The sequence below is a fragment of the Streptomyces sp. BB1-1-1 genome, assembly GCF_031597775.1.
In the GTDB taxonomy this organism is placed as follows: Bacteria; Actinomycetota; Actinomycetes; order Streptomycetales; family Streptomycetaceae; genus Streptomyces; species Streptomyces thinghirensis.
This window is the reverse complement of record NZ_CP134203.1, coordinates 5,900,794-5,922,892: the sequence shown is the minus strand read 5'-3', so window position 1 is coordinate 5,922,892 and position 22,099 is coordinate 5,900,794. Positions and strand designations below refer to the sequence as shown.

At 73.2% G+C, this 22,099-nt stretch carries 20 protein-coding genes; 14 read left to right on the top strand and 6 right to left on the bottom strand.

Translation table 11 applies throughout. The features are described 5' to 3' along the window. Positions 1–20: 20 nt before the first annotated feature. A complete protein-coding gene (locus tag RI578_RS27110; RefSeq protein ID WP_310873511.1) occupies positions 21–2,219 on the top strand; it encodes a molybdopterin oxidoreductase family protein in 2,199 nt (732 codons plus the stop codon). A gap of 3 nt (positions 2,220–2,222) precedes the next feature. Here RI578_RS27110 and RI578_RS27105 read toward each other — a convergent pair whose 3' ends face one another. Further along, positions 2,223–2,651 carry a gamma-glutamylcyclotransferase family protein gene (locus tag RI578_RS27105; protein WP_310873510.1) on the bottom strand — a complete coding sequence of 143 codons (429 nt, stop codon included), beginning with the start codon at positions 2,649–2,651 and terminating at the stop codon, positions 2,223–2,225. 151 nt (positions 2,652–2,802) lie between these two features. Between RI578_RS27105 and RI578_RS27100 the strand changes: the two genes are divergently transcribed. After that, on the top strand, positions 2,803–4,449 hold the full coding sequence (locus RI578_RS27100) for a M4 family metallopeptidase (protein ID WP_310873509.1): 1,647 nt from the start codon (positions 2,803–2,805) through the stop codon (positions 4,447–4,449). A gap of 69 nt (positions 4,450–4,518) precedes the next feature. Here the strand turns inward: RI578_RS27100 and RI578_RS27095 are convergent, their stop codons facing one another. After that, complete coding sequence (locus RI578_RS27095) at positions 4,519–5,103, bottom strand: NAD(P)H-dependent oxidoreductase (RefSeq protein WP_310873508.1); 585 nt, start codon at positions 5,101–5,103, stop codon at positions 4,519–4,521. 292 nt (positions 5,104–5,395) lie between these two features. Between RI578_RS27095 and RI578_RS27090 the strand changes: the two genes are divergently transcribed. Both RI578_RS27090 and RI578_RS27085 read left to right on the top strand, forming a co-directional pair. Continuing rightward, positions 5,396–5,929 (top strand): hypothetical protein, encoded by a 534-nt coding sequence (locus RI578_RS27090; protein WP_310873507.1) that lies wholly within the window; start codon positions 5,396–5,398, stop codon positions 5,927–5,929. A gap of 121 nt (positions 5,930–6,050) precedes the next feature. After that, positions 6,051–6,671 (top strand): class F sortase, encoded by a 621-nt coding sequence (locus RI578_RS27085; RefSeq protein ID WP_310873506.1) that lies wholly within the window; start codon positions 6,051–6,053, stop codon positions 6,669–6,671. Here RI578_RS27085 and RI578_RS27080 read toward each other — a convergent pair. After that, positions 6,609–7,010, bottom strand: a complete 402-nt coding sequence (locus RI578_RS27080; RefSeq protein ID WP_310873505.1) for a helix-turn-helix domain-containing protein — start codon at positions 7,008–7,010, stop codon at positions 6,609–6,611. The genes RI578_RS27085 and RI578_RS27080 overlap by 63 nt on opposite strands. Before the next feature lie 105 nt (positions 7,011–7,115). Here RI578_RS27080 and RI578_RS27075 point away from each other — a divergent pair, with 105 nt between their 5' ends. Next, entirely contained in the window at positions 7,116–8,021 is a 906-nt protein-coding gene (locus tag RI578_RS27075; protein ID WP_310873504.1) for an NAD(P)-binding domain-containing protein, read from the top strand. Positions 8,022–8,153: 132 nt separating this feature from the next. Next, complete coding sequence (locus tag RI578_RS27070) at positions 8,154–9,989, top strand: glycoside hydrolase family 3 protein (protein ID WP_310873503.1); 1,836 nt, start codon at positions 8,154–8,156, stop codon at positions 9,987–9,989. On the opposite strand, the gene RI578_RS27065 is transcribed toward RI578_RS27070, so the two are convergent. Then, positions 9,986–10,768 carry a TSUP family transporter gene (locus tag RI578_RS27065; protein ID WP_310873502.1) on the bottom strand — a complete coding sequence of 261 codons (783 nt, stop codon included), beginning with the start codon at positions 10,766–10,768 and terminating at the stop codon, positions 9,986–9,988. The genes RI578_RS27070 and RI578_RS27065 overlap by 4 nt on opposite strands. 199 nt (positions 10,769–10,967) lie before the next feature. On the opposite strand from RI578_RS27065, the gene RI578_RS27060 reads away from it, so the two are divergent. The 7 genes from RI578_RS27060 to RI578_RS27030 all read left to right on the top strand — a co-directional run bounded on the left by RI578_RS27060 (position 10,968) and on the right by RI578_RS27030 (position 19,020). Continuing rightward, positions 10,968–12,206, top strand: coding sequence for an FAD-dependent oxidoreductase (locus RI578_RS27060; RefSeq protein ID WP_310873501.1), 1,239 nt, complete (start codon positions 10,968–10,970; stop codon positions 12,204–12,206). Beyond that, entirely contained in the window at positions 12,206–14,830 is a 2,625-nt protein-coding gene (gene nirB / locus RI578_RS27055; RefSeq protein ID WP_310873500.1) for a nitrite reductase large subunit NirB, read from the top strand. The genes RI578_RS27060 and nirB overlap by 1 nt, the downstream gene beginning before the upstream one ends. Then, positions 14,827–15,192 (top strand): nitrite reductase small subunit NirD, encoded by a 366-nt coding sequence (gene nirD / locus RI578_RS27050; protein WP_310873499.1) that lies wholly within the window; start codon positions 14,827–14,829, stop codon positions 15,190–15,192. Before nirB ends, nirD begins: the two co-directional genes overlap by 4 nt. Before the next feature lie 48 nt (positions 15,193–15,240). Beyond that, the gene (locus tag RI578_RS27045; protein ID WP_310873498.1) at positions 15,241–15,825 is read left to right on the top strand and encodes a TetR/AcrR family transcriptional regulator; all 585 of its coding nucleotides are present in this window, start codon (positions 15,241–15,243) and stop codon (positions 15,823–15,825) included. Between the two features lie 77 nt (positions 15,826–15,902). After that, the gene (locus RI578_RS27040; RefSeq protein WP_310873497.1) at positions 15,903–16,670 is read left to right on the top strand and encodes a glucose 1-dehydrogenase; all 768 of its coding nucleotides are present in this window, start codon (positions 15,903–15,905) and stop codon (positions 16,668–16,670) included. A gap of 122 nt (positions 16,671–16,792) precedes the next feature. Next, positions 16,793–17,740 (top strand): superoxide dismutase, encoded by a 948-nt coding sequence (locus tag RI578_RS27035; RefSeq protein WP_310873496.1) that lies wholly within the window; start codon positions 16,793–16,795, stop codon positions 17,738–17,740. A 125-nt stretch (positions 17,741–17,865) separates the two neighbouring features. Continuing rightward, positions 17,866–19,020, top strand: a complete 1,155-nt coding sequence (locus tag RI578_RS27030; RefSeq protein WP_310873495.1) for an alkaline phosphatase PhoX — start codon at positions 17,866–17,868, stop codon at positions 19,018–19,020. A 70-nt stretch (positions 19,021–19,090) separates the two neighbouring features. Here the strand turns inward: RI578_RS27030 and RI578_RS27025 are convergent, their stop codons facing one another. Beyond that, positions 19,091–20,023, bottom strand: coding sequence for an oxidoreductase (locus RI578_RS27025; RefSeq protein ID WP_310873494.1), 933 nt, complete (start codon positions 20,021–20,023; stop codon positions 19,091–19,093). A 181-nt stretch (positions 20,024–20,204) separates the two neighbouring features. Here RI578_RS27025 and RI578_RS27020 point away from each other — a divergent pair, with 181 nt between their 5' ends. Beyond that, positions 20,205–20,669, top strand: a complete 465-nt coding sequence (locus RI578_RS27020) for an excalibur calcium-binding domain-containing protein (RefSeq protein ID WP_310873493.1) — start codon at positions 20,205–20,207, stop codon at positions 20,667–20,669. A 47-nt stretch (positions 20,670–20,716) separates the two neighbouring features. On the opposite strand, the gene RI578_RS27015 is transcribed toward RI578_RS27020, so the two are convergent. Continuing rightward, positions 20,717–21,919, bottom strand: coding sequence for an acyltransferase (locus tag RI578_RS27015; protein WP_310873492.1), 1,203 nt, complete (start codon positions 21,917–21,919; stop codon positions 20,717–20,719). Positions 21,920–22,099 lie beyond the last annotated feature (180 nt).

Here is a 22,099-nt window from a genome sequence, read left to right as displayed (position 1 = left end):
GGCGTCGCACGCTGGACGGCATGCAGAACACCGGCATGCGGAACACCGCCACGCAGCACACCGCCACGCCCACGCACTGCCCGTACTGCGCCCTGCAGTGCGGGATGAACCTGACGCCCGCCGCCGACGGGACCGTCGAGGTGTCCGAGCGCGCCGACTTCCCGGTGAACCGGGGCGCGCTGTGCGGCAAGGGGCGTACGGCGCCGGCGGTGCTGTCGTCCCGGGTGCGGCTGACCTCCCCCTTGGTGCGGTCCGGCGACGGGGCGCTGGTGCCGGCCTCGTGGGAGGAGGCGCTGGGGCGGATCGCCGGGAACCTGGCGCGCACGCGGGCGGAGCACGGCGCGGACGCGCTCGGGGTGTTCGGCGGGGGCGGGCTGACCAACGAGAAGGCGTACACGCTGGGGAAGTTCGCCCGGGTGGTGCTGGGCACCTCGCAGATCGACTACAACGGGCGGTTCTGCATGTCGTCGGCGGCGGCGGCCGGTGTGAAGGCGTTCGGCCTCGACCGGGGGCTGCCGTTCCCGCTGGAGGACATTCCGAAGACCGGGTGCGTGGTCCTCGTCGGGTCGAACCCGGCGGAGACGATGCCGCCGTCCCTGCGGTACTTCACCGAGCTGCGCGAGAACGGCGGCACGCTGATCGTCGTCGACCCGCGCCGCACGAAGACCGCCGAGCAGGCCGACCTGCACCTGGCGCCGAGGCCGGGCACCGACCTGGCCCTCGCGCTGGGCATGCTGCACCTGGTCGTCGCCGAGGGGCGGGTCGACGAGGGTTACGTCGAGGAGCGCACGGCCGGCTGGGAGGACGCGCGGGCGGCGGCGATGGGGCACTGGCCGGAGTACGTGGAGCGGATCACGGGGGTGTCCGTTCCCGAACTGCGGGAGGCGGTGCGGCTGTTCTGCGAGCCGGAGGCGGCGATGGTGCTCACCGCGCGCGGGCCCGAGCAGCAGGCCAAGGGGACGGACACGGTGGGCGCGTGGATCAACCTGTGCCTGGCGACCGGGCGGGCCGGGCGCCCCCTGTCGGGGTACGGCTGTCTGACCGGGCAGGGCAACGGGCAGGGCGGGCGCGAACACGGGCAGAAGGCCGACCAGTTGCCCGGCTACCGCAAGCTGACCGACCCGGCGGCGCGGCGGCACGTCGCCGAGGTGTGGGGGGTGGATCCGGACTCGCTGCCGGGGCCGGGGCGCAGCGCCTACGAGCTGCTGGACGCGCTGGGCACGGACATCAGGTCGCTGCTGCTGATGGGCTCCAACCCGGTGGTGTCGGCGCCCCGCGCGGCCCATGTCGAGGAGCGGCTGCGGTCGCTGGACTTCCTGGCCGTGTGCGACGTGGTGCTCTCCGAGACGGCGGCGCTGGCGGACGTGGTGCTGCCGGTGACGCAGTGGGCGGAGGAGTCGGGGACCACGACCAGCCTGGAGGGGCGGGTGCTGCTGCGGCGGCGCGCGATCAGTGCGCCGGACGGGGTCCGCAGCGACCTGGAGGTTCTGCACGAACTGGCCGCTCGGCTCGGCGTGGAGAAGGGCTTCCCGACCGAGCCCGAGGAGGTCTTCGAGGAACTGCGGCGGGCGAGCGCGGGCGGTCCGGCGGACTACTCCGGGATCGACTACCGGCGGCTGGCGGAGGAGAACGGGGTGTTCTGGCCGTGCCCGGCGCCGAACGGGACGGACAGGACGGGCAGGACGGACGGTTCGGACAGGACGGACGGGACCACCGAGGCCGCCGTCCGGCATCCCGGCACCCCTCGGCTCTTCCTCGACCGCTTCGCCACCGACGACGGGCGGGCCAGGTTCGTGCCCGTCTCGCACCGTCCGAGCGCCGAGGAGCCGGACGACGAGTATCCGGTGCTGCTGACCACCGGGCGGGTCGTGGCGCAGTACCAGTCGGGCGCGCAGACCCGGCGGGTGGACGAGCTGAACGCCGCCGCGCCCGGCCCCTTCGTGGAGTTGCACCCTCGGCTGGCGGCGCGGCTGGGGGCGGCCGAGGGCGATCCGGTGGCCGTCGTGTCGCGGCGCGGGCGGGCGGTGGCGCCGGCCCGCATCACCACCGGCATCCGGCCCGACACCGTGTTCATGCCGTTCCACTGGGCGGGCGAGGGGCGTGCCAACACCCTGACCAACCCGGCGCTCGACCCGACCTCGCGGATGCCGGAGTTCAAGGTGTGCGCGGTTCGGGTGGAAGCGGTGACGGAGGCGGCGGCGCCGGCGGGCACGCCGTAACGGTCAGCGCACGGGCCAGGTGCCGCCCTCGATCGGCGTGCCCCGGGCCCGCAGCCGTGCGGCGACGGCCGGGGCGGCGACGTACACCCAGGCGCGGACGGGCGCCCCGTCGGTGTCCCGTACGACCGTTCTGGCCACGCGGTCGTACAGGTTGCGCGGGTCGCCCGGCACGTACTCCTCCAGCAGGTCCAGGGCGGTGAGCAGGTCGTCGTACGCCTCCGGCCGGGCGGTGACGAGTTCCCCGGCGACCACTGCCCCGGGTCCCGGCGACGCCTCCACGGCGTACGGGTAGCCGGGGCCGGCGTAGAGCACGGCGCCGTGCAGGCGGGCCGGTTCCTCCGCGCGGAAGCGTCCGCGCAGGAAGCGGTCGTGGTGGGGGCCGCCGGGGCGGAGCGTGCCGTAGACGAAGAACGGGAGTCGCGCGGTTTCCACAGAGGGTCATTCTCTCCCCCCATGCCTCTCGTGATCTTCACGGGAGGGCTATGGACATGACATGCCGGGCTCCTTGAATCTGGGTCGACATCAGCGCCGTCCCCCTGCGCTCCCCACGCGCCCCGAAGCGCTCCTCCCCCCAAGGAGTTCGATGAGCCGCCGAATACGGCACGCCCGAGGTCCCCGCCCCGCCACGGCCGGCATCGCCGTCGCCGGCGCGGTCCTCCTGACGGCCACTCTGGTCCCCGCCGCCCGGGCGGACGACCGGCCGTCCCCCGCCGCCGCCCTCGACAACGCGGCGGCGGCCCTCGTGGACCACGCCACGCGGCTGGGCCTGACCCCGCAGCAGGACGCGTTGGTCCGCGACGTCGTCGTCGACGAGGACGGCACCCAGCACGTCCGCTACGACCGCACCTACCGCGAGATCCCCGTCCTGGGCGGCGACTTCGTCGTCCACCTCGACCCCGACGGCGACTACCGGGGCGCGAACCGCGCGACGAGTGCCCCGGTCTCCCTCCCCACCGTCACCCCGAGGCTGTCGGCCCCCAAGGCCGCCGACCTGGCCGCGAACACGCTGCGCGCCGCCAACCCGGGCGAGCTGCTGAAGAAGCTCACCGCCAAGCCGGAGCTGGTGGTCGACGCCCTGCACGGCGCCCCGAAGCTGGCCTGGCGCACGGATACGGCGGCGCTGGACTCCGTCGGCAACCCGGTCGCCCGCACGGTGCTGACCGACGCGCGTACGGGCGCCCGGATCGACGCCTGGGACTCCATCGAGACGGCGACGGGCGACGGCGAGTCGCTGTACGGCGGCACGGTGCCGCTCGAGACGACGCGGTCGGCATCGTCGTACCAGCTCAAGGATCCGACGCGCGGCGGCACGTACACCGGTGACGCGGGGAACCGGACCGACCTGTGCCTCCTCAGCGTCTGCCTGGTCCGGGCGCCCTCGACGGTGTTCACCGACGCCGACAACCACTGGGGCACCGGGACGGCGGCCGACCGCGCCTCGGCCGCGGTGGACGCGCAGTACGGCACGGACGTCACCTGGGACTACTACGAGGACGTCCACGGGCGCAGTGGCATCGCGGGCGACGGCAAGGGCTCGTACAACCGCGTGCACTACGGGAACGGGTACAACAACGCCTTCTGGGACGACGGTTGCTTCTGCATGACGTACGGCGACGGTGACGGGACGACCTTCGGCCCGCTGGTCTCCCTGGACGTCGCCGGGCACGAGATGTCGCACGGCGTGACGTCGTCGACGGCGGCGCTGACGTACTCGGGCGAGTCCGGCGGCCTGAACGAGGCGACCTCCGACATCTTCGGCACGCTGGTGGAGTGGCACGCGGGCAACTCCACCGACGCCGGGGACTACCTGATCGGCGAGAAGGTCGTCCGGGACGGTTTCGGCCGCGACGCGCTGCGCTACATGGACCGGCCCAGCAGGGACGGCAGTTCGGCCGACTGCTGGAGCACCGCGGTGGGCGACCTCGACGTCCACTACTCGTCCGGGATCGCCAACCACTTCGCCTACCTGCTGGCCGAGGGCAGCGGCACGAAGACCGTGGGCGGCGTGGCCTACGACTCCCCCACCTGCGACGGCTCCACGGTCTCCGGGATCGGCCGGGACAAGCTGGGCGACATCTGGTACCGGGCGCTGACGGTCTACATGACCTCGTCCACGGACTACGCGGGCGCCCGCACGGCCACCCTGAGCGCGGCCGAGGACCTGTACGGCGCCGACAGCGCGGAGTACGCCGCGGTGGGCGCGGCGTGGAGCGCGGTGAACGTGGGCTGACCACCAGGGACCTGACCGCTCCCGGCGCCGGCCGGCATCCTCGCCGTGAGGGTGCCGGCCGGCGCCGGGTCAGGCGTCGTACGGCCGCTTCTCCTTCGCCTCCCGCAGGGCGCGCCCCCACCACACCAGCTGGTCCAGCATCGTCTTCGCCGCCGCGTCCGGTCCCGACGGGTCCCTGAGCCCGCCCTCGTCGTCGAACGAGGCGCCCGCGTTGTGGAAGGAGACGGTGTCGCGGACGGTGACGGCGTGCAGCTCGGCGAAGACCTGGCGCAGGTGCTCCGAGGCGCGCAGGCCGCCGGCCAGACCGCCGTAGGAGACGAGGCCGACGGGCTTGGCCCGCCACTCGTCGAAGTGCCAGTCGATGACGTTCTTCAGGCCCGCCGGGAACGAGTGGTTGTACTCGGGGGTGAGCACGACGAACGCGTCGGCGCCCGCCAGTTTCGGGGTGATCTCCGCCAGCGCGGCGGTGGCCTCCGGGGTCGGGGCGAAGGTCGTGGGCAGGTCGGTCGCGGCGACGTCCACCACCTCCGGGACCAGGTCGTCGTGGGCCCGGAGGTGGCCCAGGAGCCAGTCGGCGACGACGGGGCCGAAGCGGCCGTGGCGGTTGCTGCCGACGAGCAGGGTCACATGGAGCGGAGCGGTCGTTGTGTTCATGTGCGACAGCCTGATACCTCGACTTTGCTTGAGGTCAAGTCGTGGCGTCGGCGGGTCCGTCCTCAAGGCACCGGTCACCCGTTCACACCCGCGCCGCGCGCCCTTCGGGATCTTTTCCGGCGCGCCCCCGCCGCACGCCGGTGACCTGCCGAAACGGCGTCCTCGGTGGGCCCGCCGGGGCCGGGCCCGACACCCGTTCATCCCATTCCCGGCGCCTCCTCGGGGAGCGGGGCGCGTCCGGTGCGACTTTCCTCGGTAGGGCAGGGGCCACCGAAGAGCTCAAGGAGCACCGATGCGACGTACCGCCCGCCTGCTGACCGGTACCGCGCTCGCCGTCGCGGCCGTCGGCCTCGCCGCCCCGGCGCCCGCGTACGCCGGGGAGGCCGCAGCGACCGGTGGTCTGGAGGTGTACCCGTCCTCGGTCGTGCCGGGCGAGCCGGCCAGGGTGACCACGTCGGCGTGCGGCGAGGGCGGTTCGGCGGCGGGTGACGCCAGCGCGGTGGGCGCCGGCGCGTTCCCGCTGGCGCCGGGCCCGGACGAGGGCGAGTCGGTGGGCCGCTTCGAGGTGCCGCCGAGCGCCCAGCCGGGGACGTACGAGATCGTCGCGACCTGCGGTGGAAGCGGCCTGCGGGTGACGGGCGACCTGGTGGTCACGCTGACCTCGGCCCGTGAGCAGGTGTATCCCAAAGGAAGCGTGAAGACGGGGGTCGGCGGCGCTCTTGGCCCCGACCCCGTGCAGACCGCGGCCGGTGTGGCGGCTCTGGCCGTCGCCGCCGCGGGCGGTACCTGGCTCCTGCATCGCCGGGCGAGAGGCGACGGGATCTGACGGGCACCCTCCGCTGCCCGTCCGCCGGTACCGCACTTCCCCACCCCCTCCGGGTCCGACGCCCCTCGCGGCCCGGAGGGGGCAGGGGGCCTACAGAGGGACCCGAGGGAGAGGGGACGTCATGCGCAGGGTCGGCAACACCGCGATAGCGGCCGTCACCGCGGTCGCCCTGTGCGCCGGGGCATGGCTGCTCGTCGGCGGCGCCCAGGCCGAGGCCCCGCCCCAGCCGTCGGCCGCGCAGGCCCGCACCGGGCAGACCGGCGAGGCCGCCGCGGCGCCCGCGCTGCCGCCCTCGCCGCCGGACCGCGTCCGCATCCCGGCGATCGGCGTGGACGCCCCGATGACGGGCCTCGGCCTGACGCCGTCCGGCAGCCTCGACGTGCCGCCCGCCGAGGAGGAGAACCTGGCCGGCTGGTACGAGGCCGGCACCACCCCGGGCGAGACGGGCACCGCGATCGTCGCCGGGCACGTCGACAACGCCGAGGGCCCCGCCGTCTTCTACCGCCTCGGCGCCCTGGAGAAGGGCGCCACGATCGAGGTCGACCGGCGCGACGGCGGCGTCGCGGTGTTCACGGTCGACGCGGTGGAGGTGTACGCCGCGAAGGACTTCCCCGACCAGAAGGTGTACGGCGCGGCGAACCGGCCCGAGCTGCGCGTCATCACCTGCGGCGGCGACTACTCACGCAGTACCGGATACCAGGGCAACGTGGTCGTCTTCGCGCACCTCACCGGCAGCCGGTGACGCGTTCAGCACGTTCGCCTTCCCCCACGCGCCGAGCGGCGCCAGCGCCTCGTTGAGGGCGACGCCCCGGGCGGTCAGCGAGTACTCGACGCGCGGCGGCACCTCGCAGTACTCCTCGCGGTGCACGATGCCGTCGGCCTCCATCTCCCGCAGCTGCGCGGCGAGCACCTTCTCCGTCACGCCCGGCAGCGCGCGGCGCAGCGCGCCGAACCGGTGCACCCCTTCGCCGAGCGCCCACAGGATCAGCACCTTCCACTTGCCGCCGATCACGTCCATCGCCGCGTCGACCCCGCAGACGTACGCCCCCGGCCGCCGTACCGTACCCGTACCCGTACCCATACCCGTCACCCCGTCCCACCCGCTGCCGCTTGCTTCCCCCGGAGTAACCACCCACTTCGAAGTACGTACTTGAGGGGTCGTCACTTCCGGCGGAGTCTGATCTCCATGACTGACAAGACTTCCACCGCCCGTATTCCGCTCACCGTCCTCGGCGCCGGCGCCATGGGCACCGCCCTGGTCCGCGCCTGGCTCGCCGCCGGACACCCCGTGACCGTCTGGAACCGCACCCCGGCCCGCGCCGAGGCCCTCGCCGCCGACGGCGCCACGGTCGCCGCGAGCGCGGCCGGGGCGGTGGCCGCGAGCCGCCTGGTGATCGCCTGCCTGCTCGACGACGCCTCGGTCGGCGAGGCCCTGGACGGGGTCGACCTGACCGGGCGGGACCTGGTGAACCTCACCACCGGAACGCCCGCCGAGGGCCGCGCCCGCGCCGCCTGGGCGAAGGAGCGCGGGGCCCGCTTCCTGGACGGCGGGATCATGGCCGTACCGCCGATGATCGGGGACGCCGGTTCCGGCGCGTACGTCTTCTACAGCGGCTCCGCCGAGTTGTTCGAGGAGCACCGGGAGGCCCTCGCCGTCCCGGCCGGCACGCGTTACGTCGGCGAGGACGCGGGGTTCGCCGCGCTGCACGACGTGGCGCTGCTGAGCGCGATGAGCGGCATGTTCGCGGGCATCGCGCACGCCTTCGCGCTGATCGGCCCCGAGGACATCGCCCCCAAGGACTTCGCGCCGCTGCTGGTGTCGTGGCTCGGCGCGATGACCGGCTCCGCCCACCTGGCCGCCGACCAGCTGGAGAGCGGCGACTACGGCAAGGACGTCGTCTCCAACCTCGCCATGCAGGTGGCGGGCAACGCGACGCTGCTGCGCACGGCCGAGGAGCAGGGGGTGAGCGCGGAGCTGCTGACGCCGTACATGGCGCTCATGGAGCGGTGGCTCGCCGAGGGGCACGGGGAGGAGGACACGACCGGGATGGTGGAGCTGCTGGATCTGCGGCGAGGCCCGGCGAAGGCCTAGGCCCTTGTGTCTAGTCCTTTTGTCTAGACCTATTGCCCTGCCGTGCTCCGCGGGCTACCTTTCCCGCTGTTCGCAGTACTGCACATTTCCTTCAATTCCCTTGGTGGGCAAGGCTGGAAGGAGCATGTCCGCATGCAGGACCGGAGTCTGTCCAGACGAACCGTTCTCGCCTCCGCGACCGTGGTCGCCGCGAGCGCGACGGGCGTCGTGGGTGTGACGGCCACCCCCGCGGTCGCGCACAAGCGCGACCACCGCCTCAAGAGGATCATCTCCAGGATGAGCGTCGAGGCGAAGGTCGGCCAGCTGTTCGTACCGTACTTCTACGGTACGTCGGCGACTTCTCCCAGCCAGTTCGACCAGGACCGCAATCTCAGGGAGCTCGGCGTCCGCACCGTGGCCGAGCTCATCGCCAAGTACCACATCGGCGGTGTCATCTACTTCTCCGGCTGGGCCAACAACATCCAGGACCCCCGCCAGGTCGCGGACCTGACGAACGGTGTGCAGCGGGCCTCGCTCTCGCTGCCCACCCCCATCCCCTCCCTGATCTCCATCGACCAGGAGCACGGGGCCAACGTGCGCATCGGCAGCGGCGCCACCCAGCTGCCGGGCGCGATGGCGCTCGGCGCGGGCCGCTCGCTCTCCGACGCGCGCACCGCCGGACGGATATCGGGCACCGAACTCGCCGCCCTGGGCATCCATCAGAACTTCGCCCCGGTCGCCGACGTCAACGTCAATCCGGCCAACCCCATCATCAACGTCCGCTCCTTCGGCGCCGACGCCCGCGAGGTCGGTCGCATGGTGGCGGCACAGGTCACGGGCTACCAGCGGGCCGGCGTCGTGGCCTGCGCCAAGCACTTCCCGGGCCACGGGGACACCGCGCAGGACAGCCACACCGGACTGCCCGTGATCACCCACACCCGCGAGGAGTGGGACCGCATCGACGCCCCGCCCTTCAAGGCCGCGATCGCCGCCGGTGTCGACTCGATCATGACCGCGCACCTCCAGGTCCCCGCGCTCGACCCCAGCAACGAACCGGCCACCCTGTCGCCCACGATCCTCCAGGGCGTGCTGCGCGACGAACTCGGCTTCGACGGCGTGATCGTCACCGACGCCCTCAACATGCAGGGGGTGCGCACCAAGTACGGCGACGACCGCGTGCCCGTCCTCGCCCTCAAGGCCGGCGCCGACCAACTGCTGTTCCCGCCCGACATCGACGTCGCCTACAACGGCGTCCTGGCCGCCGTCCGCGGCGGAGAGATCACCGAGGACCGGCTCGACGAATCGGTCCTGCGCATCCTGCGGATCAAGGACAAGGCCGGACTGCTCGACGGCAGCCCCTACGTCTCCCGAAGGGTGGTCGACCGGGTCGTCGGCGCCCGCTGGCACCGGCTCGCCGCCGCCCGGATCGCCGAGCGCACCACCACCCTGCTGGTCAACGAGGACGAGGCGCTCCCGCTGCGCCGCGGGCAGCGGAAGCTGCTCGTGGTCGGCGCCGGCCCGGCCTTCCCGACCGACGACACCCGCACCACGGTGCCCGAGCTGGCCAAGGCGTTCGACGAACTGGGCTACCGGACCACCCACCTCGCCACCGGCCGGGCGCCCGACGCGGCGAAGATCGACGAGGCCGTGGCCGCCGCGCGGGGACGGGACGCGGTGGTGGTCACCACCGACAACGTCGGCGCCACCAGCGCCCAGCGCACCCTGGTGTCCCGGCTGCTCGCGACGGGCGTCCCCGTCGTCCATCTCGCGGTGCGCAACCCCTACGACATCGCCCACCTCGGCGGCGTCCCGGCCTCACTGGTCTCCTACTGCTGGACCGAGGTCGAACTGCGCGCCGCGGCCCGGGTGATCGCCGGCCGGGTCGAGCCGCGCGGCAAGCTGCCCGTGCCCATCCAGCGGGCCGACGACCCGGCCGAGATCCTCTTCCGCTCCGGGCACGGGCTGTCGTACGGCCACGACGCCTCCTAGGCCACCCACTGCTCGTAGGCCAGGTTCGCCACCAGCGCGAAGACCACCGTCAGCAGGACGACGCGGACGAAGCCACTGCCCTTCTTGAGGGCGGTGTGCGCGCCGAACATGCCGCCGGCGAGGTTGAAGACGGCCATCAGGCCGGCCAGCTGCCACAGCACGGCGCCCTGCCAGGCGAAGGTGGCGAGGGCGCCCGCGTTGGTGCAGCAGTTGACGATCTTCGCGGTGGCGGAGGCGGTCACCAGGTCCAGGTGGAGGAGTGCGGTGAGGGCCAGGACCAGGAAGGTCCCCGTGCCCGGGCCGACGAGACCGTCGTAGAAGCCGATGCCGAGACCCGCGAGGCCGATCGCGGCGAAGATCTGGCGGCGGGTGGCCGGGCCGGTGGCGGGGGCGGTGCCGAAGGCGGGGCGGAGGATCACGAAGGCCGCGACCGCGAGCAGCACCACCATGATCACCGGCTTGAGCACCTCGGTGCTCATCCCGGCCGCCAGGAAGGCCCCGCCCGACGAGCCGGCCAGCGCCGCGAGGCCGATGCGGACGGCCATGCGGACGTCCACGGGCGCCTTGCGGGCGTAGGTCACCGCCGCTCCGGTGGTGCCGACGATGGCGACCGCCTTGTTGGTGCCCAGCGCGTGCGCGGCCGGGGTGCCGGCGGGCAGCCCGAGCAGCAGCGCCGGCAGCAGCAGGAGGCCGCCACCGCCGACCACGGCGTCGATCCAGCCGGCCGCGAGGGCCGCGAGGCAGAGCAGGACGACCGTGGTCAGCGATATGTCGGGCATGATCGCGAGCTTATGGACGGTATGGATGTGCCGTCCATCGAGATGAGGGTCTTCTGAGGTTGCCCGCCGGGTGCGAGGGGCCGTGCGAGGGCCTGACCGCGTCCCTCACACCCGCCCCCCGTCCCCGCTGAGGGCAGCGTTCCCCGCGGGAAACAGACGCGATGCCACCGGGTAACACCCGCACCGCACGCTCGTTGCCATGACCTCGAATACGCGTGTGGTGGTGATCGGCGCCGGACTCGCGGGCGTGACGCTCGCCCGGCTCCTCGGTGAGCTGGGCACGCCCGCGCTGCTGGTCGGCGACGAGGAGCACCGCCCGTACAACCGGGTGCTGCTCGCCGAGGTGCTGGCCGGCCGGTACAGCCCCGAGGTGATCGCCCTGCCGGCGCCCGCCGGGCTGCTGCGCGGCCGGGTCACCGGCGTCGACCGGGCCGGACGGACGGTCCGGTGCGCCGACGGCTCGGTGATCGCGTACGACACGCTGGTCATGGCCACCGGCTCCAACGCCGTACTGCCACCCCTGCGCGGCCTGTTCACCCCGGACCGCCAACTGCCCGAGGGCGTGCACGCGTTCCGGACGATGGACGACTGCCTGGGGCTGTCCAAGGCGGTACGGCCGGGGGTGCGGGCGGTCGTCATCGGCGGCGGGCTGCTCGGCGTCTCCGCCGCCCGCGCGCTGGCCGTGCGCGGCGCGCAGGTCGTCCTCGCCCAGCAGTCCGAGCGGCTCATGGAGCGCCAGCTCGACCCGGCCGCCTCCGCGCTCGTGCGGCGGCATCTGGAGGACCTCGGCGTCGAGGTGCACACCGAGTGCCGGGTACGGGACGTGCGCTCGGTCGGCGGGGCGGTGCGGTCGGTGGAGATGGCCGACGGGTACGCGCTCGGCGCCGACCTGGTCGTCCTCGCCTGCGGGGTCCGGCCGCGCGTCGGCCTCGCGCAGGCGGCGGGGCTGGAGGTCGCCAAGGGCGTGGTCGTCGACGACGAGCTGCGCACCTCCGACCCGCACATCCGCGCCGTCGGCGACTGCGCCCAGCACGCGGGGCGCGTGTACGGGCTGGCCGCGCCCGCCCTCGAACAGGCCGGCGCGCTCGCCGAGCTGCTCGCCGGGGACGACACGGCCGCCCGCTACACCGGCACCCGGTCCCTGACCCGGCTCACCCTCACCGGGCCCGGCAATCCCTTCGGGCCCGACAGCCCCTTCGACCTCGCCGCGTTCGGCGAGACCGACCCCCGCCCCGGCGACGACGTCGTGCAGCTCGCCGACGCCACCCGGGGCACCTACCGCAAGGTCGTCGTCCGCGACGACCGGCTGGTCGGCGGGGTCCTGGTCGGCGAACTCGGCACCGTCGGCGCGCTCGCGCGCGCCTGGGAGGGAGCAGAGCCGCTCCCGTCCGACGGCGGCCCCCTGCTCCACCTGCTCACCAATGACGGAGGCTCCTGATGACCGCCACCCCGGGGCCCACCCCCACCATCGTGCTCGTCGGCCACGGCATGGTCGGCCAGCGCTTCCTCGAAGCACTCGCCGAGCGCGGCCTGACCGCCACGCACCGCGTGGTCGTGCTGTGCGAGGAGCCGCGCCCCGCCTACGACCGCGTCCAGCTCACCTCGTACTTCTCGGGCAAGACCCCCGACGACCTGTCGATGACCGACCTGGCCTTCATCGACGAGCACGGCATCGAGCTGCGCGTCGGCGACCCCGCGGTGACCGTCGACCGGGACGCGCGCAAGGTGACCGCCCGCTCCGGGCTGGTCGTCGACTACGACGTCCTCGTGCTCGCCACCGGCTCCTACCCCTTCGTCCCGCCGGTCCCCGGCAAGGACGCCGAGGGCTGCTTCGTCTACCGGACGATCGAGGACCTGCTCGCCATCGAGGAGTACGCGAAGACCGCGACGACCGGCGCGGTGGTCGGCGGCGGGCTCCTCGGCCTGGAGGCGGCCGGCGCGCTCAAGGGCCTCGGGCTCACCTCGCACATCGTGGAGTTCGCGCCCCGCCTGATGCCGGTCCAGGTCGACGAGGGCGGCGGCGCGGCGCTGCTGCGCACTATCGAGGGCATGGGCCTGTCCGTCCACACGGGCGTCGGCACGCAGGAGATCCTGGTCGACGACGCGTCGGGCACCGTCACCGGCATGAAGCTGTCCGACGGTTCCGAACTCGCCACCGACCTGGTGGTCTTCAGCGCCGGTGTCCGCCCCCGCGATCAGCTGGCCCGCGACTGCGGACTGGCGGTCGGCGAGCGCGGCGGCATCAGCGTGGACGAGCGGTGCCGCACGGTCACCGACGAGCGCGTGTTCGCGATCGGCGAGTGCGCGCTGGCGTCCGACGGGCGGGTGTACGGGCTGGTGGCGCCCGGTTACGAGCAGGCCGAGACGGCCGCCGCGACCATCGCCGCCCAGGAGGCGTCCTTCACCGGCGCCGACCTGTCCACCAAGCTGAAGCTGCTCGGCGTGGACGTGGCGTCCTTCGGCGACGCGCACGGCACCGCCGAGGACTGCCTGGACGTCGTCTACTCCGACTCCCGCGCGGGCCTCTACAAGAAGCTGGTCGTCGGCCGCGACGGCACGCTGCTCGGCGGCATCCTGGTCGGCGACGCGGAGGCGTACGGCACGCTGCGCGCCTTCACCGGCTCCGTCCCGCCGGTCTCCCCCGAGTCCCTCGTACTGCCCGCCGGCGCCGGGGCCCCGGCCCAGCTGGGCCCGTCCGCGCTCCCCGACGACGCGGTGATCTGCTCCTGCCACAACGTCACCAAGGGCACGATCCGCGGCGCGGTGACGGAGCACTCCTGCACGACCGTGCCCGAGGTGAAGAAGTGCACCAAGGCCGGCACCGGCTGCGGCTCCTGCGTGAAGGTGCTCGGGCAGCTGGTCACCGCCGAGCTGGAGGCGAGCGGCGTCGAGGTCGACAAGGGCCTGTGCGGCTGCTTCGCGCAGACCCGCGAGGAGCTGTACGAGATCGTCCGCGCCCTGCGGATCACCTCCTACCGCGAGCTGCTGGACCGGCACGGCCGGGAGGGCGCGCGGGGCGGTGACGGCTGCGAGGTCTGCAAGCCGGCGGTCGGCTCGATCATCGCCTCCCTCGCCCCGGCGATCGGCGCCAGCGGCTACGTCCTGGAGGGCGAGCAGGCGGCCCTCCAGGACACCAACGACCATTTCCTGGCCAACCTCCAGCGCAACGGCTCGTACTCCGTCGTCCCGCGCATCCCCGGCGGCGAGATCGCCCCCGAGAAGCTGATCGTCATCGGCGAGATCGCCCGGGACTTCGGGCTCTACACGAAGATCACCGGCGGCCAGCGCATCGACATGTTCGGCGCCCGCGTCGAGCAGCTGCCGGTGATCTGGGCCCGGCTGGTGGACGCCGGCTTCGAGTCCGGGCACGCGTACGGCAAGTCGCTGCGCACGGTGAAGTCCTGCGTCGGGCAGACCTGGTGCCGTTACGGCGTCCAGGACTCGGTGCGCATGGCGATCGACCTGGAGCTGCGCTACCGGGGCCTGCGCTCCCCGCACAAGCTGAAGTCGGCGGTCTCCGGGTGCGCCCGCGAGTGCGCCGAGGCCCAGTCCAAGGACTTCGGCGTGATCGCCACGTCCAACGGCTGGAACCTCTACGTCGGCGGCAACGGCGGCGCCACCCCGCGCCACGCGGACCTGCTCGCGCAGGACCTCTCCGACGCCGAACTGGTCCGCCTGATCGACCGGTTCCTGATGTTCTACATCCGCACCGCCGACAAGCTGGAGCGCACCTCCACCTGGCTGGAGCGCATCCCCGGCGGCCTGGACCACGTACGGGACGTCGTCGTGCACGACTCGCTCGGCATCTGCGACGAGCTGGAGTCCCTGATGCGGGCCCACGTCTCGCACTACCGCGACGAGTGGGCCGAGACCATCAACGACCCCGAGAAGCTGGCCCGGTTCGTGTCCTTCGTGAACGCGCCCGACACCCCCGACCCGGTCGTGGGCTTCGTGCCCGAGCGCGACCAGATGAAGCCCGACCTGCCGCTGCTGAGCATCGGCCTGCGGCGCACCGAGGAAGACCTCGAGAACGACCTCCTGGAAGGAAGCACCCGGCGATGACCCTGGCACCCGAGACGACGGCACCCGAGACGACCGACCTGAAGGTACGCCTGCGCCTGACGGACGACTGGTTCACGGCCTGCGACCTCGGCGCCCTGCTCCCGGGCCGGGGCGTCGCGGCCCTGCTGCCGGACGGCGGCCAGGTGGCCCTGTTCCGCGACCGGGGCGGCGAGTTGTACGCCATCGACAACCGGGACCCGTTCACCGGGGCCGCGGTCCTCTCCCGCGGCCTGACCGGCACCCACCAGGGCCGCCCCTTCGTCGCCTCCCCGCTGCTCAAGCAGCGCTTCGACCTGGCGACCGGGGAGTGCCTGGACGACGAGGCGGTGCGGGTGGAGACGTACGAGGTGAAGGCGGCCTGAGAGCAGCATTCTTGACTGATCGTTTCAGATAGGTCTAGGCTGCGACGCGTGGCCAGGACCAAGGAGTTCGATCCGGACGCCGCGCTGCGGGCAGCCCTGGAGCTGTTCTGGCGGCGCGGCTACGAGGCGACGTCGATGTCCGACCTCGTCGAGCATCTCGGCATCGGGCGCGCCAGCATCTACGCGACCTTCGGCAACAAGCACGAGCTGTACCTGAAGGCGCTGGAACGCTACGAGCGGGGACTGCTCCCGGAACTGCTGGAGGAACTCGCCCGGCCGGGCCCGGCCCTGCCGGGCGTACGGTCCCTGGTGCGCCGCTACGCCGTCGAGGCGGCCGCCGAGGAACTGCGGGAACGCGGCTGCTTCGTCACGAACACCGCGGCCGAGCTGGCCCCGCACGACCCGGTCGCCGCGCGGCGGGTCGAGCGCAACTGGGACCAGCTCGAAACCGTGCTGCACTCGACGCTGGTCCGGGCCCGCGCCCAGGGCGAACTGCCCGCCGACCGCGACCCGCTGACCCTCGCCCGCATGCTGCTGGTACTGCTCCAGGGGCTGCGGGTGGTCGGGAAGGCGTCGCCGGACCCGGCCCGGGTGCGGGACGCGGCGGAACAGGCGCTCGCGCTGCTCGACTGAGACACCGACCCCCTCTCCGGAGGGGTGTTTCGCTGGCCTCATAATGAAACGATCGGTCAAGAAAAAAGGGGAGATTCATGACCACCCAGCGCTTCACCGACAGGACCGCCCTCGTCACCGGGGCGGGCTCCGGCATCGGACGGGCCGTCGCCCTGGCCCTCGCCGCCGAGGGCGCGCACGTCGTCGTCACCGGGCGCGGACGGAAGCCGCTCGACGAGACGGTGGCCCTGATCGAGGCGGCGGGCGGCAAGGCACTTGCCGTCACCGCCGACGTCTCCCGTGCCGCCGACGTACGGGGCGTCGTGGACGCCGCCGTCGATCACTTCGGCTCCCTCGACGTGGCCGTCAACAACGCGGGCGTCTTCCGCGGCGGAGTCGCCGTGGCCGATCTGCCCGAGGAGGACTGGCACACGCAACTCGACATCAACGTCACCGGCGTCTTCCTCGCCCTCCAGGCGCAGGTCCGCCGGATGCGCACCCAGCCGGGCGGCGGCGCGATCGTGAACATCGCCTCCACCTTCGGTGCGCACAAGCGCAGCCCGGGCGCCACCGCCTACGCGGCCACCAAGGCGGCCGTCTCGGCGCTCACGCGGGGCGCCGCCCTGGACCACATCGGTGAGGGGGTCCGTATCAACGCCGTCAGCCCGGGCGCCACGGCGACCTCCATGTCCCTGCAGCCCGGCGAGACGGAGGCGGGGCGGGCGGAGCGGATGCGGAGCGAGACGCCGCTCGGCCGGGTCTCGGCGGTCGCGGAGGTCGCGGCGGCGGTGCTGTACCTGGCGTCGGACGACGCGGCGTCGGTGGTGGGCACCGACCTGGTGGTGGACGGCGGGCAGACGGCCTGACGTTCCCTCCGGCCTCTCCCGGGGCGGCTGTCGGTTTCCCGCCAAACCCGGCCGGCGCCTCGAAATCGCCTCGGCCGTCGGCTTTCATCGAGTCCCACGCCCTTCTCCTACGGAGGCCCGCCATGACTCGTAACGCCCCCCGGCCGTCCCGGCGCGCGGTGCTCGGCGGTGCCGCCGGCGCCGCGTTGGCGGTGGCCGCCGGCACCGGCTCGGCCGAGGCCGCCGCCACCAGGGCCACCTGGCCGACCCGGTTCCCGCTGCCCGACGGCTGGCTGCCCGAGGGCATCACCATCGGGCGCGGGCCGTACGCCTACATGGGTTCGCGCGCCGACGGCGCCGTCTACCGCACCGACCTGCGCACCGGCGAGGGCCGCGTCGTCCACGAGGGCGGCACGGGCCTCGCCGCCATCGGCCTGAAGCTGGACCGCGACGGCCTGCTGTACATCGCGGGTGGCGGCGGCGGAACCGCGCGGATCGTCGACGCCCGCACCGGCAGGCTGCTGCGCACCCACCAACTCACGGAAACGAGCGGCCACTTCGTCAACGACGCGGTCCTGCTCGGTGACCGCGCCTGGTTCACCGATTCGTACGGGCCCGTCCTCCACGGCGTCCCGCGCGGCCGGCGCGGCGGCGTGCGCGCCCTCCCGCTGACCGGCGACTGGGAGCAGACGCCGGACGTCATCAACGCCAACGGCGTCGTCTCCACCCCCGACGGGCGCGGACTGATCGTCGTCAGGATGGCGGCGGGCGAGTTGCACCGCGTCAGCCTCCGGACCGGCCGCGCCACCCGGATCAGGCTGGTCGGCGCGGACGACGTCGTCCACGGCGACGGCCTGGTCCGGGTCGGCCACACGCTGTACGTCGTCCAGAACCGGCTCAATCTGGTCAGCGTGTGGGACCTGGACGCGCGCGCCGGTACGGCCACCCTGCGCCGGACGATCACCGATCCCCGCTTCGACGTCCCCGCCACCGCCGCCCGTTTCGGCGACCGCCTCTACCTCGTCAACGCGCGCTTCACCAGCCCGCAGACGCCCGAGACGACGTTCACGGCGGTGGCCGTGGACCGCTGAGAGGGCGCGCCGCCCAGCCGTCACGGATTGTCCATGGACTGTCAACCGAGCTGCCCTAGGGTCCGTAGCCGCACGCTCCCGCCGCCGTCCGGCGGCGGGGCCGGTCATGACCCCCGGAGGCAGCAGTGGAACGTCGTACCCTCCTGCGCACGGCCATCGTCGGCGGCTCGGCCGTCCTCGGCGGAACCCTGTGGCGCGGTGCCGCGTACGCCGCGCCAGCCCAGCCCGGCAGCGGCCCGTACGGGGCGCTCGGCGCGCCCGACGCCAACGGCATCAGGCTGCCCGCCGGCTTCACGAGCAAGGTGATCGCCCGCTCCGGCCAGAAGGTCGCGGGCACCTCGTACACCTGGCACAACGCGCCGGACGGCGGCGCCTGCTACGCGGACGGAGCCGGCTGGATCTACGTCTCCAACTCGGAGATCAACCCGTCCGGCGGCGCGAGCGCGGTGCGGTTCTCGTCCACCGGGGCGGTCACGTCGGCGTACCGCGTCCTGTCCGGCACCCGGCAGAACTGCGCGGGCGGCCGGACCCCGTGGAACACCTGGCTGTCCTGCGAGGAGGTGGACCGGGGCTACGTCTACGAGACCGACCCGTGGGGCGTGAAGGCCGCGGTGCGGCGGGACGCCATGGGCCGCTTCAAGCACGAGGCGGCGGCGGCCGACCCGGTGCGCGAGGTCGTGTACCTGACGGAGGACGTCAGCGACGGCTGCTTCTACCGCTTCCGCCCGACGACCTGGGGCGACCTGTCCTCCGGCACGCTGGAGGTGCTGGTCGCGGGCTCGTCCACCAGCGGACCGGTGACCTGGGCGAGGGTGCCCGACCCGTCCGGCGCCACGGCCACCCGCCGCCAGGTCTCCGGCGCCAAGCGGTTCAACGGCGGCGAGGGCTGCTACTACGCGGACGACACCTGCTGGTTCACCACCAAGGGCGACAACCGCGTCTGGCAGTACAACGCGGCCGCCCAGACCGTCGAACTGACTTACGACGACTCCCTGGTGACGTCCGGCACGGCACCGCTGACCGGCGTGGACAACGTCACCGGCAGCTCCTCCGGCGACCTGTTCGTGGCGGAGGACGGCGGCAACATGGAGATCTGCGTGATCACGCCGAGCGACGTGATCGCCCCCTTCCTGCGCATCGACGGCCAGTCCGGCTCGGAGATCACGGGCCCGGCGTTCTCGCCCGACGGGACGCGCCTGTACTTCTCCAGCCAGCGGGGCACGACCGGAAGCTCCTCCGGCGGGATCACGTACGAGGTGCGCGGGCCGTTCCGGTCGTAGCCCGCCGCGCGCACCCGGTCGCCGTCGCGGCGGCCGGGTGCGCGCGCTCAGGCCCCCAGCGTGTGCGCGCTCAGGCCCCCAGCGCCTCGTAGGTGACGCCCGTAAGCCGCTCGGAGGCGGCCCACAGCCGCTCCCCCATCGCGTCGTCGGTGGTCCAGGGCGCCCGCCAGGACGGTGCGGGCGTCCCGCGCCACATCGCGAAGGAGGGGCCGGTGAAGGAGTCGGAGGGGACGCCGGGCGCGGTCGCCGCGTACAGGACGGGCAGCGCCCCCGCCTCGGCGGGCTGGGCGACGACCCGGGTGGCGAGCACCCTCAGCCGCTCGGCGAGCCGGCGCCCCTCGGCCCGGGGACCGGCGGTATGGAGGTTGGTCTCCGCGTATCCCGGGTGGGCGGCGATCGCACGCACGTCCGAAGCGCCGTCCCGTGCCGCGAGCCGCCGCGCCAGTTCGTGGGTGAAGAGCAGGTTGGCGGACTTGGAACGGGCGTAGGCGGTCCAGCGCCCGTACCGCCGTACGTTGTTGAGGTCGCGCGGATCGATGTTGGCCAGCGCGTGCAGGAAGCTGGAGACGGTCACGATCCGCGCACCCGGCGTGGCGAGCAGGGTCGGCAGCAGCAGCCCGGTGAGGGCGAAGTGGCCCAGGTGGTTGACGCCGAACTGGGTCTCGAAGCCGTCCGTCGTCGTCCCGTAGGGCAGCGCCATCACCCCGGCGTTGTTGACGAGGAGATCGACCCGGTCGTACGGCAGCCCGTACGCGAACTCCCGGACCGAGGCCAGGTCCCCGAGGTCCAGCCGCGCCAGTTCCACGGCGGCGTCCGGCACCTCGCCGACGAGGCGCTCCACGGCCTCGCTCCCCCGCTGCTCGCTGCGGCAGGCGAGGACCACGCTCGCCCCCTTGCGCGCCAGTTCCCGGGCCACGACGTAGCCGAGGCCGCTGTTGGCGCCGGTGACGACGGCGACGCGCCCGTCCAGGCCGGGCATGTCGCCCACGTTCCAGCCGGTCATCCACGGCTCCTTCCCTGGTCGGACCGGACTCACCGTACGCGCCCCGCGGCCCGGAGCGGAGAGCTACCGTCCGGTCACGTCACGTTCGCATCACGAGTCCTTCATATCGCCACCACATCTACTGCACCTCAATACGTTCGTCACCTCATATCCACCCATCCACACCATTCCCGGGACTCTGATGAACCTGCTCCGCAAGCCCGTCGCCGTGGCCGTCGCCGCGCTCGCCCTCGCCGCCCTGCCGACCGCCGCCCAGGCGCACGAAGGCACCCACCCCTTCGAGAACTGCACCGAGGCGTACGACGCCGGTTACTCCAACATCAAGGAGGGTGACGAGCACTACGGCGCGCACCTGGACCGCGACAAGGACGGCGTCGGCTGCGACCAGCCGCCCGCCGACTTCGTGCCCGCCGGCGACAAGGACACCGACGACGGGGCCGGCTCCGGGGACTCCGGGAAGGACGAGAACTCCGGGAACGGCGACGCCGGCGCGGAGGAGGCCGCCGGGCAGCAGGGCACCGACCTGGCCGAGACCGGCGGCGACGACACCACGCCGTACATCGCGGCGGGCGGCGCGGCCGTCGTCCTCGCCGGCGGCGGACTGCTGCTGGCCGCGCGGCGGCGCCGGAGCGACGGCGCCGGCTGACGGCGCCCACGGCCGCCGGTGGCCCGTCCGCCGGTGTCCCCGCCCGCTCAGCGGCGGGGCGCCGGCGGCTTCAGGCTGAACGCGGCACTGCTCAGCCAGCGCCGTGCGGCCCGCGCCACGGGGCGCTCGACGAACCGCTGCACGACGTACGACAGCGCGACCAGGCCGGCCACCGTGAGCCCGACCACGACCCAGGGGTCGGCGCGGTCGCCGAAGCGGTGCAGGACGTTCACGCCGATGGCGTCGTGCAGCAGGTACAGCGGGAAGGTCAGCGTGCCCGCGACGGTCAGCCCGCGCCAGCGGATCCGGCTGGTCCAGCCGAGGGCGACGGCGGCGACCAGCAGGAAGAAGAACGTGATCACCAGGACCAGCCAGCCGCGCCCCGGCGCCCAGGAGTCCCAGTTGAGGCGGCCCCCGTCGGGCGTCAGCAGGTAGTGCAGCGCCACCAGCCACGACATGGCGACGATGCCCCAGAGCAGCGGCGTCGGCCGGTAGCGGTACATGAGGTAGAAGGCCATGCCCGCGATGAAGTACGGGGCGGACGGCGGGTTGACCAGCAGCGTCAGCAGCCGGATGTCGGCGCTGGGGGCCAGCACCGCGGCGACCGTCCACAGCCCGCAGTAGATCACCACGCGCTGGTAGGTCAGGCCCTTCCACACCACGACCGCGAAGGTGAGGTAGAAGCACAGCTCGGGCCAGAGCGTCCAGTAGACGGAGTCGAGGTGCTCCACACCGAGCGGCGTCTGCAGCATCGTGAGGTTGGCGAACAGCACGCGCGGGTGCGGGTGCCCGAACGGGTTGTCCGCGAAGTAGATCACGCACGCGGTGATCGCGATGGCCGCCCAGTACATCGGGTACAGCCGGGTGACCCGGGAGATGAAGAAGTCGCGCGGGGTGCGCCCCCACGCGCTCATGCAGATGACGAAACCGCTGATCAGGAAGAACAGTTCGACGCCGAGCCGACCGAAGGCGAAGTAGCCGTGGGCCTCGGGGAACACGTCACCGACGGGGCGGCCCCAGATGGTCTGCATCGTGGAGGGCGCCTGGCCGACGAAGTGGAAGAAGACCACGGCCAGGGCCGCCAGGAACCGCAGTCCGTCGAGCGCCGCGAGCCGGTCCCTGCGGACGGGGGCCCCGGCCTCGGGCACCTTCGCCTCGGCGGCGGCCCGGGGACTCGGCACTCCGGATGCCTGCTCGCCGCCGCGCGTGGCGGTCGTACCGGCGGTCTCCCTGTGATCCGTCGAGGTCATCCAACCACCGTTCCGGTGTGAGCCGCTGTCCGCTGCCAGGGCGCTCAAACTTCGCTGACAGCTTGCTGCTGCTCATCACACAGGAATTCACACCATCGAACACGTCACAAAGGCACGGCACGCAGGCACGGCACGCAGGCACGGCACGTCACAAAGGGCGGCACCCCCGCACAGGGTGCC